Origin of the sequence: Tropicimonas aquimaris (assembly GCF_042676185.1) — a bacterium.
Taxonomy (GTDB): Bacteria; Pseudomonadota; Alphaproteobacteria; order Rhodobacterales; family Rhodobacteraceae; genus Tropicimonas; species Tropicimonas aquimaris.
In genome coordinates this window covers 258,290-271,490 of the sequence record NZ_JBHTJT010000038.1, presented here as the reverse complement: position 1 = coordinate 271,490, position 13,201 = coordinate 258,290, and the positions used below count along the sequence as shown (strand labels likewise).

Annotated in this window: 14 protein-coding genes; 5 read left to right on the top strand and 9 right to left on the bottom strand. The window is 67.0% G+C overall.

Annotated elements, in window-relative coordinates:
- From ACFQ2S_RS17675 to ACFQ2S_RS17665, 3 genes are all read right to left on the bottom strand, one after another.
- Window positions 1–286 (bottom strand): helix-turn-helix domain-containing protein (locus tag ACFQ2S_RS17675; protein WP_386076484.1); only part of this gene is annotated, 286 nt, incomplete at its 3' end.
- A 645-nt stretch (window positions 287–931) separates the two neighbouring features.
- Window positions 932–1,759 (bottom strand): GNAT family N-acetyltransferase, encoded by an 828-nt coding sequence (locus tag ACFQ2S_RS17670; protein WP_386076482.1) that lies wholly within the window; start codon window positions 1,757–1,759, stop codon window positions 932–934.
- Window positions 1,756–2,439: a GntR family transcriptional regulator gene (locus ACFQ2S_RS17665; RefSeq protein ID WP_386076493.1), complete on the bottom strand. Its 684-nt coding sequence runs from the start codon at window positions 2,437–2,439 to the stop codon at window positions 1,756–1,758. Before ACFQ2S_RS17665 ends, ACFQ2S_RS17670 begins: the two co-directional genes overlap by 4 nt.
- A gap of 250 nt (window positions 2,440–2,689) precedes the next feature.
- On the opposite strand from ACFQ2S_RS17665, the gene ACFQ2S_RS17660 reads away from it, so the two are divergent.
- From ACFQ2S_RS17660 to ACFQ2S_RS17640, 5 genes are all read left to right on the top strand, one after another.
- Window positions 2,690–3,673 carry an ABC transporter ATP-binding protein gene (locus ACFQ2S_RS17660; RefSeq protein ID WP_386076480.1) on the top strand — a complete coding sequence of 328 codons (984 nt, stop codon included), beginning with the start codon at window positions 2,690–2,692 and terminating at the stop codon, window positions 3,671–3,673.
- Window positions 3,674–3,710: 37 nt separating this feature from the next.
- Window positions 3,711–4,994, top strand: a complete 1,284-nt coding sequence (locus ACFQ2S_RS17655; RefSeq protein ID WP_386076478.1) for an ABC transporter substrate-binding protein — start codon at window positions 3,711–3,713, stop codon at window positions 4,992–4,994.
- A 112-nt stretch (window positions 4,995–5,106) separates the two neighbouring features.
- Complete coding sequence (locus tag ACFQ2S_RS17650; protein WP_386076477.1) at window positions 5,107–5,970, top strand: ABC transporter permease; 864 nt, start codon at window positions 5,107–5,109, stop codon at window positions 5,968–5,970.
- A gap of 1 nt (window position 5,971) precedes the next feature.
- Entirely contained in the window at window positions 5,972–6,814 is an 843-nt protein-coding gene (locus ACFQ2S_RS17645) for an ABC transporter permease (protein ID WP_386076476.1), read from the top strand.
- Window positions 6,815–7,456, top strand: coding sequence for an aspartate/glutamate racemase family protein (locus tag ACFQ2S_RS17640; protein ID WP_386076474.1), 642 nt, complete (start codon window positions 6,815–6,817; stop codon window positions 7,454–7,456).
- A 161-nt stretch (window positions 7,457–7,617) separates the two neighbouring features.
- On the opposite strand, the gene ACFQ2S_RS17635 is transcribed toward ACFQ2S_RS17640, so the two are convergent.
- Genes ACFQ2S_RS17635 through ACFQ2S_RS17610 form a run of 6 tightly spaced genes read right to left on the bottom strand, consistent with a single transcriptional unit; the run spans window position 7,618 to window position 13,135 of the window.
- Entirely contained in the window at window positions 7,618–8,082 is a 465-nt protein-coding gene (locus tag ACFQ2S_RS17635; RefSeq protein ID WP_386076472.1) for a RidA family protein, read from the bottom strand.
- On the bottom strand, window positions 8,079–9,254 hold the full coding sequence (locus ACFQ2S_RS17630; protein WP_386076471.1) for an amidase: 1,176 nt from the start codon (window positions 9,252–9,254) through the stop codon (window positions 8,079–8,081). The genes ACFQ2S_RS17635 and ACFQ2S_RS17630 overlap by 4 nt, the downstream gene beginning before the upstream one ends.
- An 8-nt stretch (window positions 9,255–9,262) precedes the next feature.
- Window positions 9,263–10,243, bottom strand: coding sequence for an ABC transporter ATP-binding protein (locus tag ACFQ2S_RS17625; protein WP_386076469.1), 981 nt, complete (start codon window positions 10,241–10,243; stop codon window positions 9,263–9,265).
- Complete coding sequence (locus ACFQ2S_RS17620; protein WP_386076467.1) at window positions 10,240–11,313, bottom strand: ABC transporter ATP-binding protein; 1,074 nt, start codon at window positions 11,311–11,313, stop codon at window positions 10,240–10,242. Before ACFQ2S_RS17620 ends, ACFQ2S_RS17625 begins: the two co-directional genes overlap by 4 nt.
- Window positions 11,300–12,178: an ABC transporter permease gene (locus ACFQ2S_RS17615; protein WP_386076465.1), complete on the bottom strand. Its 879-nt coding sequence runs from the start codon at window positions 12,176–12,178 to the stop codon at window positions 11,300–11,302. Before ACFQ2S_RS17615 ends, ACFQ2S_RS17620 begins: the two co-directional genes overlap by 14 nt.
- Before the next feature lie 3 nt (window positions 12,179–12,181).
- A complete protein-coding gene (locus tag ACFQ2S_RS17610; protein ID WP_386076463.1) occupies window positions 12,182–13,135 on the bottom strand; it encodes an ABC transporter permease in 954 nt (317 codons plus the stop codon).
- Window positions 13,136–13,201: the final 66 nt, after the last annotated feature.

Sequence of the window (13,201 nt, the reverse complement as noted above, 5' to 3'; positions counted from 1 at the left end):
CCGCGAGCCGCGCCACGGCATAGTCCAGCGCCTCCAGCTCCGCGTCGCCGCCGAGCCGCATCCGGGCAATCGGCTGCTCGCGCAGCTTCCACCGCTTGCGCCTCTCCTCGTCCTCGAAGACCTCCACCGCATGCGGAAACGCCTGCTCCAGCGCCGCCGTCATCCGCTGCGCCGTCCGATGGCTGACCCCGAACCGCTCCGCAATCTCCTGAAGCGAAACCCCACGATACTGCGCCGCCGCGTGATCCGCCAATGCGAGTAAATCCCGAGCCTTCTCGAAGGACATGACGGAAATGCCTGTTATACCGCTGTAATTCCTCGCCCGGAACTAAACCGGACAAGCCCCCCGAGGCGCAAGTCCGGAAAACGATTCCCTCGGTGAAATGGTAGGGGAAACTCGAGATTTTCCGGAGAATGAAAGCGTCGTGGGCGGTGGGGCTGATGGTCGGCGTGCTTTGGTCGTCCGGGCGGCCTACGGTCGACAGGTATGCGATTTCCAATGAAAAGAGATGGTTCCGAGGCGCGCGTCGCGGACATGGTCCGGAACGGGATGCGACCCTGATGCGCAGCACGCCCGCGCGCAGGAAACGGCTGGCCACGTGCGCAAGGTCAAGGCGCTCAGCCGCGCGTCGCCTCGGTTCTTCTCCGCTCTTCGAGATCAGCCTCTCCATCGAGAGGACCACTTTGCGGGGGGCTACCCCGAATGGATCGGGGCGATCCGCACGCTGGAGGGTGAGCGCCGACTGTCGCCACGGCGAGACCAGCCATCGGCTGGTACCGGGAGCCAGCCTGCCGTTCAAGTCCGATGCGACGCATCGGCCGGAGCGAGCCGACATCGCCGGGTATCTTCCCTTGAGCGGGGGGACTGAACGATGGGCCCGGCGGTCCGCGATGCAGGTGTCGGGCGGCTTTCGTAGGTGCAAGCGCTGCCTCAGCCGAGTTCCAGCGTGGCGACCGTGTGCACGCCGCTGCCGGTCACAGGCGCCGGGCCCCGATACATGCGGGCCGTGGAAAAGGCGCAGTTCATGCCCTGCGCCCTGCAATGCGCCGCCAGCGCTTCCATCTCCCGCGGCACATCCACGATCAGCGCCTCGCCGGGCACCTCCACCGCGATGCCATGGAGCAGCGCAGTCGCATCCTCCAAGCCATCCGCCAGGAGCGGGCCGATCTTGATGCCGTGCCGGCAGCGTCGCCAGGTGGCAAAGCCGGTCGGGACGTCGGGCGCGTCCAGCACCACGGTCCGCCGGTTGTCCGTCGGGCGGAACCAGCAGGAGAGGAACCGCTCCATGGCGTAGCCGTTCGCCCGGGAGTTGCGAGCGATCAACGCCGGCAGGTCCGCATCGGTCGCCGGGCGCAGGGTCGCATTCGGCACCGGGGGCAGCGGGCCTTCGAACCGGGAGGTCTCGGAGGCGAGGGCGAAACCCGACCGCCGGTAGTTCGCCTGCTGGTCCGGCACGCCGTCAAGCCCGACGGTGCGCGGACCGGCATGTTCCAGCGCGTGGGTCCAGAGCGCGAAGCCGATGCCCTTGCCCCGGAACTCCGGTCGGCAGATGTAAAGCCCGAGGAAGGCGAAGCTGTCGGAATGGTTGACGACCGAGATCGCGGCCGCCAGCCGGCCATCCGCCTCCGCCACGAAAAAACCGCCCGGATCCGCGGCGAAGAACGCCTCCGCATCGTCCAGCCCGGGGTTCCAGCCCTCCGAGGCCGCCCACTCGAGAACCTCCGCTAGCTCCGGCAAGGTCATGGTCCGCAGGATCATCGCGCCCCCAGTGCCTCCCGCAGGGAGGTGGGCGCATCGGCCGGTTCGGTCAGGTCGAGCAGCGAGACGAGGTCCACCAGGTGGCTGGTCATCAGCTCCTCGGCGCGCTCGGCGTCATGCGCTTCCAGCGCCTCGAGCAGGGCGTGGTGGGCGTGGCTCTCGCAGGTGGCCTGCCGGCGGCGCCAGTAGAGCGCGATGATGAGCGAGGAGCGGGCCACCAATTGGCCAATGAAGGCGGCGATGGTCGCCTGGTCGGCGATCCGTGCGATCTCGATATGGAAGTCCCCGGAGAGGCGCAGGGCCCGGCCGGTCTCGCCGGCATCGATCGCGGCGTGCTCCTCGTCGATATGCCGCTTCAGCAGGGCAATGTCCTCCGGCGTCGCGCGTGTGGCCGCCGAATGCGCGGTGCGCGGCTCCAGCAAGGCGCGTGCCTCGAACACCTCGCGGGCCTCGCGCAGGCTGGGCCGGGCGACGAAGGCGCCGCGATTGGGTTCGATGACCACCAGATGTTCATGCGACAGCGACTGCAGCGCGCTGCGGACGATGGTGCGGCTGACACCGAAGATCTCGCCGACCTCGTCCTCGTTCAGCTTCATTCCCGGGGACAGGCGATGCTCGTGGATCGCCGTGGCGAGCCCTTCCGCCACGGCGCGACCCCGCTGGTTGGTGGTTTTGCCCATGGCGTTCACGACGAGCTCCCTTTGTGCCCTGCCTTGATAGGGGTGCGCAGGATGCAGGCGCAAGATTCGGGGGGGATTGTCGATCATCGTGGCTGTGATTGTATACGATTTGTGCCGCGAAATTATACGATGCACCGGTGCGCCCGCGCGCAAGTTGGGCAGTTCCGGTCTGGACCCCGCGCGCTGGCCGAACGTGTTTCCGAAATTTCCCGCGCCGTCGAAAGATCGGCCAAGCCAAGCGGGAGCGAACATGAAGACCGGACAGGATCTCGAACTTGTGTCCCTGACCAAGCGCTATGGCGAGGCCCTCGCCGTGGACGGGATCAACCATCATTTCCGTGCGGGCAGCTACGCCTGCCTGCTGGGGCCCTCCGGCTGCGGCAAGTCGACGACGCTGCGTATGATCGCCGGCCACGAGGACCCGACCGCAGGCTCGATCGTGCTCGGAGGGGCGGACGTTTCCTTCCTGCCGCCGGCGCGGCGCGGCACGGCGATGATGTTCCAGAACTACGCGCTCTTTCCGCATCTGAGCGTCAGTGACAATGTTTCGTTCAGCCTGAAGATGAAGGGCATGGACGCGGCCACCCGCCGGGCCCGGGCGGGGGAGATGCTGGAGCTGGTCCACATGAGCCAGCTCGCCGACCGCCTGCCGGCCCAGCTCTCCGGCGGCCAGCAGCAACGCGTCGCGCTGGCCCGTGCGCTGATCACCAATCCTCAGGTCCTGCTGCTCGACGAACCGCTCTCGGCACTCGATCCCTTCCTGCGGATCCGTATGCGGGCAGAGCTCAAGCGGCTTCAGCGGGAGCTGGGCATCACCTTCATCCACGTCACCCATGGGCAGGACGAGGCGCTGGCGCTGGCCGACGAGATCGTGGTGATGAACAACGCGGTGATTGAGCAGGCCGGACCCGCGCGCGAGGTGTTCAATGCCCCGCGTACCGAATTCGTCGCCCGCTTCATGGGCGGGCATAACGTCATCGCGCTGCCCCACGGGCATTTCGCGATCCGCAGCGACAGGGTCGCGCTGACCGCCGCCGCCGCCGGGCGGCTAGATGGCCAGGTGACCGGCGTCGAGTACCAGGGCGCGCATGTGGTGCTGACGGTGCGGGCGGCGGGCGATCAGGAGATCACCGCCATTCTGCCGGAAGAAAAGTTCTTCGAGAATCCGATGCCGCAGGGCGCGGATGTCGGCCTGTGCTGGGACGACGCCGCGCTGCATCCGCTCGCGGTGTGACACCGGACAACCAGAAAAGACCCAACAGGAGAGAGAGATGAAAGACTTCGAGACCCCGAAACTCAGCCGGCGCAGCGTCCTGAAGGGCGCCGCCGCCACCGTGACAGCCGCCGGCGCCTCCACCCTCGGCGCACCGATGATCTGGGCGCAGAACATCAAGGACGTGACCCTGCGCCAGTTCGGCACCGGCGTCTCCAACCTCAACGAGGTGGCGCAGAAGGTGAAGGAAGACCTCGGCTTCACGCTCGAGATGACCGCGCTCGATTCCGACGCCGTGACGCAGCGCGCCGCGACCCAGCCCGACAGTTTCGACATCGCCGACATCGAGTACTGGATCTGCAAGAAGGTCTGGCCGACGGGCAACCTGCAGGCCATGGATGTCAGCAAGATCAAGAACTACGACAAGATCGTCGGCATCTTCAAATCCGGCAAGTTGATGCCGGAGAGCGTGATCGCACAAGGCACGGCACCGCACAGCGTGGGCTTCGTCGAGGGGCCGGACAGCAATGCCTTCGCCAGCGAGGAAACCGGCTGGATGACGCTGATCCCGACGATCTACAACGCCGACACGCTGGGCATCCGCCCGGACCTGATCGGCCGGCCGATCGAGAGCTGGACGGAGCTGCTGAACCCTGAGTTCAAGGGCAAGGCCTCGATCCTCGACATCTCCTCCATCGGCATCATGGACGCCGCGATGGTCTGCGAGGCGATGGGCGAGATCCAGTACGGCGACAAGGGCAACATGACCAGGGAAGAGATCGACAAGACCATGGCGATCTTCACCGAAGCAAAGAAAGCCGGCCAGTTCCGCGCCTTCTGGAAGACCTTCGACGAGAGCGTGAACCTGATGGCATCGGGCGAGGTCGTGATCCAGTCCATGTGGTCGCCCGCGATCACCGCCGTGAAGTCGCGTGGGATCCCCTGTATCTACCAGCCGCTGAAGGAAGGCTACCGCTCCTGGGGCGGCGGCATCGGCCTGTCGAAGTCGCTCAGCGGCCTCGAGCTCGACGCGGCCTACGAATACATCAACTGGTACCTCGACGGCTGGGTCGGCGGCTTCCTGATGCGCCAGGGCTATTACTCGGCGGTCCCGGAGACCTCCAAGAACGTCATGGACGAGAACGAGTGGGGCTACTGGTTCGAGGGCAAGGAAGCCACCGGCGACATCACCAACCCGTTCGGCGATGTCATGGCCAAGGCGGGCGAGACCCGCGACGGCGGCTCCTTCTACGACCGGATGGGCGCGGTGGCCTGCTGGAACGCGGTGATGGACGAGAACCAGTACATGGTCCGCAAGTGGAACGAGTTCATCGCCGCCTGAGCGCGCGCCTGAAACACCGGGGGCGATGGGGTTCTTCCCCTTCCACGTCGTCCCCTATCGCCCCTTTCCCGTTTCACGGGGAAGGGGCTACACGATCCGCGCCGGAGCCCAGATGCGCAACCTCATGAAAAACCGCCACCTCTCGGGATGGCTTCTGGCCGCGCCACTGTCGGTGGTGCTGCTGTGCTTCCTGGTGCTTCCGATCGTGATGATCGTGACCGTCAGCTTCTGGGGGGCGACGGAATTCTCGATCTACCCGGCCTTCCTGTTCGACAATTACGAGTTCCTGTTCGGCTCGCCGGTCACCTATTCGGTGTTTCTCAACACTTTCAAATACGCCGTGATCACCTGGGTCTTCACGCTGCTGATCGGGTTCACGGTGGCGTATTTCCTCGCCTTTCATGTCCGCTCGCTGACCTGGCAGATCGCGCTGTTCCTGCTCTGCACGATCCCCTTCTGGACGTCGAACATCATCCGCATGATCTCCTGGATCCCGTTCCTTGGCCGGAACGGGCTGGCCAATTCGACGCTGATCTCCTGGGGCGTGATCGACGAGCCGCTGGAATGGCTGCTCTTCTCCGATTTCTCGGTGATCCTCGCCTTCGTCCACCTCTACACGCTGTTCATGGTGGTGCCGATCTTCAACACGATGATGCGGATCGACCGGAGCCTGATCGAGGCCGCCTACGACAACGGCGCTTCCGGCTTCCAGACGCTGACCAACGTGATCATCCCGCTGACCAAGCCCGGGATCATGATCGGCTCCATCTTCGTCGTGACGCTGGTGATGGGCGATTTCATCACCGTGCGATTCATGTCCGGCAGCCAGTCGGCCAACGTCGGCCGGCTGATCTCCAATGACATCGCTCTGCTGCAATATCCGTCGGCCGCGGCGACGGCGGTGGTGCTGCTGGCCACGGTGCTGCTGATCATCGCCGTGCTGCTGCGCTTCGTCGACATCCGCAAGGAGCTCTGACATGACCGGCAAACGCCCCCGCAGCTTCTATGTCCTCGCCGCCTTCTTCTCGCTGTTCCTGCTGTTCCTCTACGGTCCAACCTTGACCATCGCGATCCTGTCCTTCCAGGGGCCGCAGGGCGGGCTGACCTTCCCGATGCGTGGGGTCTCGACGCACTGGTTCCGGGATCTCTTCCAGCAGCAGGCGGTGGGCGACATCTGGGGCAGCTTCGCCCGCTCGCTGGTGCTCGGGCTGATGGTCATGGTCACCACCGTCGTCGTCTCGGTGATGGGCGGGCTGGCGTTCCGCAAGCGCTTCGCCGGCTCTTCGGTGATCTTCTACCTCGTCATCACCTCGCTGGTGATCCCCTCGATCCTGATCTCGCTTGGCGTCGGGCTGATCTTCTCGCAATCGGGGCTGAACGTGCACTGGTCCACCTCCGGCTACGGCTCACAGCTCACCTGGACGCTGCCCTTCGGCCTGCTGATCATGTTCGCCGTCTTCAACCGTTTCGACCCGAGCTTCGAGGAGGCAGCACGCGACCAGGGCGCCAATTCCTGGCAGACCGTCTGCCATGTGGTTTTGCCGATCATCGCGCCCTCGCTGATCGGGGTGGCGCTATTCGGTTTCACGCTGAGCTACGACGAATTCGCCCGAACCCTTCTGACGGCGGGCAGCTACAACACGCTGCCGCTGGAAATCTACGGCATGACGACCAACGTCACGACGCCGGTGATCTTTGCCCTCGGCACCCTGACCACGGTGTTCTCCCTCCTGGTGATCGCGGTCTTCCTGTGCGCCGTCTGGGTGCAGGCGCGCCGCCGGGCGCGGCTCGGGTCGGACGCCGGCAAGGGCATGGTCTGAATGAAGCGGGTTCTCCTGATCAACCCCAACAGCACCGCCTCCATGACCGAGTCGATGCTGGCATCGGCCCGGTCCGTCGCGCCGGGCGTCGCCTTCACCGGCTGGACCTCCACCGACGGTCCGCCCGCAATCCAGGGGGAAGCGGACGGGAAACTGGCCGAGCCGCCGCTGCTGGAGCTGGTGACGCGGGCCGGGGCGGATTTCGACGGGATCATCATCGGCTGTTTCGACGACACCGGCCTCGCGGCCGCCAACGGCATCGCCGGGTGCCCGGTGATCGGCATCGGCCAGGCGGCGTTCACCATGGCAATGCTGCGGGGGCTGCCGTTCTCGGTCGTGACGACGCTCTCGGTGTCGGTCCCGGTGATCGAGCAGAATATCCGCAGCTACGGGCTGACCCCCTGGGTGCGGCGGGTGCGGGCGAGCAAGCTGTCGGTTCTGGAGACCGAGGACGAGAGCGATGCCGCCATGGGACGGATCGCCGACGAGGCGTCGCTTGCGGTCGCCCAGGACGGGTGCGGCTGCATCATCCTGGGATGTGGCGGCATGTCCCGGCTGGCCGAGGCCGTCCGCTCGCGGGTGTCGGTGCCGGTGCTGGACGGTGTCGAGGCCGCGGCACGGCTGATCGGCGCGCTCGGTTGAGCCTGAGCGGCGCCTGCTGCCTTAGGCGTTCTTGCGCCGTATCCTGCCGTTCGCGCCCTTGCGGACGATCTCCATCGCATCGGTGAGGGGCCGATCCGCCCGTATCGGCCAACATTTCGACGAAGCGAATGGCGCGCCGCCGGTCCCGTTCCCGTGAGGGCTCAGCCGAGCTCCACCACCGCTTCTACCTCGACCATCGCGTTGGCGGGAAGCGAGGCCACGTTGACCGCGGTGCGGGCATGGCGGCCGGCCTCTCCGTAGAGGTCGATGAAGAGCTGCGAGGCGCCGTTCACGATCATCGGGCCGTCGGGGTATTCCGGGTCGGCCGCAACGAATCCGCCAAGCCGAACCACGTCCTTGACCCGGCTCAGCGAGCCGGCCACGGCCTTGATCGAGAACAGCAGGTTGAGCGCGCACATCTGCGCCGCTTCCTGCCCGATCGTGATGTCGAACCCCTTGCCGACGAGGCCGAAGTATTTCGGCACGCCTTCCCACTCGCAGATCTGTCCGGACAGGAACAGCAGGTTGCCGGTGATCTTGCCCGGCAGGAACAGCGCGCGGGACGGGGCCGAGGGCGGCAATGCCAGTCCGAGCGCGGAGAGCTTGTCTTCGATGGGGCAGGTCATGGCATGTCCTTTGCGGTCAGTTGGATAGCCAGCGATATGAGGGAGAGATCCGAGCCGCGCGGCCCGATGAGCGAAACGCCGTAGGGCGCGCCGTTGACCTTGCCCGCCGGGAAGACGACCTGGGGCAGGCCGCTCATGCCGGCGACGCAGAGCAGCCGCATCGCGTCGTGCCGGAAACCGTCGAACACCTCGACCGGGGCGTCGAGCCGGAACGGGGCGTCATGCACCGCCGGGGCCAGCAGCACGCCCTCGCCGACGACGCTCTCCACGTGGACGCGGAAGGCTGCGCGGGCGGAGCGGGCGGTGGCGATCTCCTCGGGCGTCAGGGCCTCGGCCGCGGCGGCGCGTCCATCGATCCCGCGCACCAGCGGCATGCCGGAGGCGCGGATGTAGGGCACGATCGCCTCGGCGCAATCGGCGCCGTTGGTGGTGAGATAGGTGGCATAGGCCGCCTCGACGCCATCGGGATAGACAGACACCTCGCGTGCGGTCAGCCCGTCGAAGGCCGCACTGCAGAGCGCCGACTGCGCCTCGCCCAGCTGCGCGTGCATCTCGGTGGGCCAGAGCAGCTCCGGCGCGTTGGGCAAAGGCGCGGTATCCGGTCCGGCCAGCACCTCCATGCCGCGCAGAAGGGTGTTGCCATCCCGGGCGAAGAGCCCGCAGGTGTCGAAGCTGGGCGCAAGCGCCTGCGCGCCGTCGAGCGGGATCCGGTCGTGGGTCGGGCGGATGCCCCAGATGCCGCAGAAGCTCGCCGGCGCCCGGATCGAGCCGCCGGTGTCCGAGCCCACGGCGATGTCCACCAACCCGCCCGCGACCGCGGCCGCGGAGCCGGAGGAGGAGCCGCCGGGGATGCGGTCCGGGGCCGCCGGGTTCACCGGCGTGCCGAAATGGGCGTTCATCCCGTAGAGAGCCCAGGCCAGCTCGTCGGTGTGGGTCTTGCCGACGAACTGCGCCCCTGCGTCCAGCAGGCGCTGCACGGCGGGGGCGGTCCGGGTCATCACCGGGCTCGTCGCGAGCCGGGTCGGGCAGCCGCAGCCGGTGCGGTAGCCCGCGACATCGAACAGGTCCTTCACCCCGAGGGTCAGCCCGGAAAGGGGGCCGTCCGACGCCGAGGCGACCGGGATCGGCTCGTAGGGCATGAAGGCGTGGTAGGGGTCTTTTTCGAGCAACATCTGGCTTCCTATTCCGCGGCGGCGGCTTCGAGGGCGCGGAAACAGGCCACCCGGCGGCGCGGCGCGAGAGTGACGAAATCGGGCAGGCTGACGCGGCACTCCGGTCCTGCGATCGGGCAGCGGGGCGTAAAGGAGCAGGCCGTCGGGCGCTCCTCCAGCGGCGGCGGGGCGCCAGGGATGGCGTTCAGCCGCTCGCCACGGGCCACGTCGTGCAGGTTGGCAGCCAGCAGGCCCTGCGTATAGGGGTGGCGTGGGTTGTTGATGATCTCGCTCGTGGTGCCTTCCTCGACGATCTGGCCGGCGTACATCACCGCGATCCGCTCCGAGACCTCGACCGCCACGCCGATGTCGTGGGTGACAAAGATCACGCCCATGCCGAACTCGCGCTGCAACTCGCGCAGCAGCAGCAGGATCTGGATCTGCACCGTCGCGTCGAGCGCCGTGGTCGGCTCGTCGGCCAGCAGCAGGCGCGGCCGGCAGGCCAGCGCGAGGGCGATCATCACCCGCTGGCGCATCCCGCCCGAAAGCTCGTGCGGGTAGTTCTTGAGCCGCCGTTCGGGCGAGGGAATGCGGACGCGGCGCAGCATGTCGAGCGCGGTGCTCATCGCCTCGTCGCGCGACACGCCCTTGTGCCGCATCACCGCCTCGGAGATCTGTGCGCCCACGGTGTAGACCGGGTCGAGCGCCAGGCCCGGGTCCTGGAACACCATGGAGACCTCGCCGCCGCGGTATTTCTGCAGCGCCTTCCCCTTGAGCTTGCGCACGTCGGTGCCGTTGACGGCGATGCCGCCCTCGACCTCGCTGCGCTTTGGCGGCAGCAGCGCCAGCAGCGTCTTCAGCGTCACCGACTTGCCGGAGCCGCTTTCGCCCAGTAGGGCCAGCGTCTCGCCCTGCTGCAGGGTCAGGTCGAGCCCGTTGATCGCGTGGACCGTCCGGTCGCCCTTGAAACGGACGACGAGGTCCTGGATTTCCACGAGGGGAGCGTTCACCAGATATCCTCCCGACCTGCCTTGTCATGCCCCGAGTCCGGGTCGTGCAGGTGGCAGGCGGCGCAGTGACCGCCCCGGCCCGGCAATTCCCGCAGGGCGGGCGCCTTTTCCTTGCACACGGTGTCGACGAACCGGCAGCGGGTGTGGAACCGGCAGCCGCTCGGCGGGTTGATCGGGTTCGGCGGATCGCCGGTCAGCGGCGGCGTCTTTGTGCGGTTCTCCGGGTCCATCGAAGGCATCGCCGAGAACAGCGAGCGCGTGTAGGGATGGGCCTGGTCTTCCCAGATGGAGTTCACGGGGCCGACCTCGACCACCTCGCCGAGATACATCACGAGGATCCGGTCGGAGATGTAGCGCACCACGTTCAGGTCATGGCTGATGAAGATGTAGGTCAGCCCGAATTCCTCGCGCAGGTCGGCCAGCAGGTTCAGAACTTGCGCCTCCACCGACTTGTCGAGCGCCGAGACGGCCTCGTCCAGCACCACGAGGCGGGGCGACATGGCCAGCGCGCGGGCGATGTTGATCCGCTGGCGCTGGCCGCCCGAGACCTCGTGCGGGTAGCGCTGCGCGAAGCGCTCGGGGGCAAGGCCCACGCGCTCCATCAGGCTGTGCGCACGCCCGATCGGGTCGGAGAGCCCCTGCACCCGGGCGCCGAAGGCGATGGATTCCTCGATGGTGAGCCGCGGGTTGAGCGAGGCGTAGCTGTCCTGAAAGACCATCTGCACGCCACGGCGCAGGTCGCGCAGGCTCAAGCTGTCGCCGACGCCCTGGCCATCGAAGATGATCTCGCCCGAATCCTTCTCGGTGAGCCCGATCAAAAGCCGCGCGGTGGTGGACTTGCCGCAGCCGGATTCGCCCACGATGCCAAGGGTCTCGCCCTTCTTCACCTCGAAGGACACGCCGTCCACCGCCTGCACCATCGCCTGCGTGCGCCCGAAGATGCCGCCGCGCACGGGGAAGTATTTCTGCATGTCCTTGACGATCAGCAGCGGCTGCGCCGGTCCGCCCTTGTCGGGGAGGCCCTCGGCTGTCTGCGCGGCGGTGTCGGGAAGGGTATCAGTCATGGACATTCATCGCGCTCCTTACGCCGTCGCTCACCAGGTTGAGGCAGAGCGACGTGATGAAGATCATCAGCCCCGGCAGCGCCGACAGCCATGGGTTCACGTAAATTGCCGAGCGCAGCGTGTTCAGCATCAGTCCCCACTCCGGCTCCGGCGGCCGCACCCCGATGCCGAGGAACGACAGGCCCGCGGCGAGGATCATGCAGACGCTGGTGAGCGAGGTTGCGTAGACGAAGATCGGCGACAGGACGTTGCCGATCACGTGCACGCGGATCACCGTCAGCGCGCTGGCGCCCGAGGCGCGCGCAGCGTCGATATAGTCGAGCGAGCGGACGCCCGAGGTAACGGCCTCGGCGACGCGGGTCAGTGGCGGGATGAAGACGATGGTCAGCGAGACCAGCGAGTTCACGATCCCCGCGCCGAGCGCGCCGGAGATGGCAATGGCCAGCAGCACCGACGGAAAGGCGAAGAACACGTCGACGGTGCGCATGATGACCGTGTTGACCATGCCCCCGGCGTAGCCCGCCACGATCCCCAGGATTGAACCCACGAAGAAGGCCAGCACCACCGGCATCAGCCCGATGAACAGCGTGAGCCGACCGCCATAGATCAGGCGGGCGAGCATGTCGCGGCCCTGTTCGTCGGTGCCCAGCGGGTGGCCGGGGGTGCCGATCGGCTTCAGTCGGGCGATCATCGAGCCCTTGTAGGGATCCTGCAACCCGAGGAACGGGGCGAAGATCGCCGACAGGATCAGCAGCGCGAGCACCGCGAGACAGATCATGGTGACCGGGTCGCGCCGCAGCCGGGAGGCCACGCCCGCCCAGTAGCCGGAGCGCTGCGAGAGCGCTGCGTCGATGGTTTCAGCTATCGCCATCGGTCAGTTCCTCTTGATGCGCGGGTCGATGGCGGCCTGAGCCACGTCGACGATGAGGTTCATGGCGACGAAGAACAGCGCCAGCACCAGGATCGTGCCCTGGAGCAGCGGCAGGTCGCGCTGGAAGATCGCGTTGGAGAGCAGGAAGCCGGACCCGGGCCAGTTGAACACCGTCTCGATCAGGATCGAGCCGCCAAGCAGGTAGCCGAGCTGCAGCCCCATCACCGAGAGCGCGGTCGCCGCGGCGTTCCGGGCGACGTGGCACAGCACGTCGAAGCGGGACATGCCCTTGGCGTAGAGCGCCTGCACGAAGTCCATCGTCAGGATGTCGCCCGAGAGTGCGCGGACCGTACGGGCCACGATGCCGATGGGGACAACGGCGAGCGTGATCGCAGGCAGGACGAGGTGACGGATATGGAGCCAGTTCCATTCCCATTCCTGCGATCCGCCGGGGCCTGCGCCCATCGAGGGCAACCAGCCGAGCTGCACCGAGAAGATGATGACGAGGACGATCCCCAGCCAGTAGTTGGGCACCGACACCCCGGTGATCGAGATCGCGGTGACCGCGCGGTCAAGCAGCGTGTCGCGGAAGTAACCGGCGAGGAAACCGAGAAAGACGCCGATCGGAAAGGCGATCACGGAGGCGCTGATGGCGAGGATCAGGGAATTCTGCACCGCGCCGAAGACCTCGCCAGCGACGGGGCGGCCGGTGGCGATGGAGCGGCCCATGTCGCCCTGAACGAGGTTGCCGATCCAGATCGCGTATTGAACGGGCAGGGGCTTGTCGAGGCCGTAGGCGGCGCGCATGGCGGCCTGTTCCTCGGCGGTCGCGTCGACAGGCATGATGGCGGTCAGCGGATCACCCGGCGCGATCTGCACCAGTAGGAAGCAGATGATCGAGACGCCGAAGGCCACCGGCAGAACCAGTATCAGGCGGCGCAGGAAGTAGCTCAGCAAGGTCGTGTTCCTTCAGGGAGGGTCCCCCGCCGCGGCCCGGAGGGCGGCGGGGGGTCTTCAGGTGGG

Bases quoted from the DNA above. Each gene is read 5' to 3' on its own strand.
- ACFQ2S_RS17670 (WP_386076482.1), bottom strand. From the start codon at position 1,759: ATGATCCTGCGGACCATGACCTTGCCGGAGCTAGCGGAGGTTCTCGAG.
- ACFQ2S_RS17665 (WP_386076493.1), bottom strand. From the start codon at position 2,439: ATGGGCAAAACCACCAACCAGCGGGGTCGCGCCGTGGCGGAAGGGCTC.
- ACFQ2S_RS17660 (WP_386076480.1), top strand. From the start codon at position 2,690: ATGAAGACCGGACAGGATCTCGAACTTGTGTCCCTGACCAAGCGCTAT.
- ACFQ2S_RS17655 (WP_386076478.1), top strand. From the start codon at position 3,711: ATGAAAGACTTCGAGACCCCGAAACTCAGCCGGCGCAGCGTCCTGAAG.
- ACFQ2S_RS17650 (WP_386076477.1), top strand. From the start codon at position 5,107: ATGCGCAACCTCATGAAAAACCGCCACCTCTCGGGATGGCTTCTGGCC.
- ACFQ2S_RS17645 (WP_386076476.1), top strand. From the start codon at position 5,972: ATGACCGGCAAACGCCCCCGCAGCTTCTATGTCCTCGCCGCCTTCTTC.
- ACFQ2S_RS17640 (WP_386076474.1), top strand. From the start codon at position 6,815: ATGAAGCGGGTTCTCCTGATCAACCCCAACAGCACCGCCTCCATGACC.
- ACFQ2S_RS17635 (WP_386076472.1), bottom strand. From the start codon at position 8,082: ATGACCTGCCCCATCGAAGACAAGCTCTCCGCGCTCGGACTGGCATTG.
- ACFQ2S_RS17630 (WP_386076471.1), bottom strand. From the start codon at position 9,254: ATGTTGCTCGAAAAAGACCCCTACCACGCCTTCATGCCCTACGAGCCG.
- ACFQ2S_RS17620 (WP_386076467.1), bottom strand. From the start codon at position 11,313: ATGTCCATGACTGATACCCTTCCCGACACCGCCGCGCAGACAGCCGAG.
- ACFQ2S_RS17615 (WP_386076465.1), bottom strand. From the start codon at position 12,178: ATGGCGATAGCTGAAACCATCGACGCAGCGCTCTCGCAGCGCTCCGGC.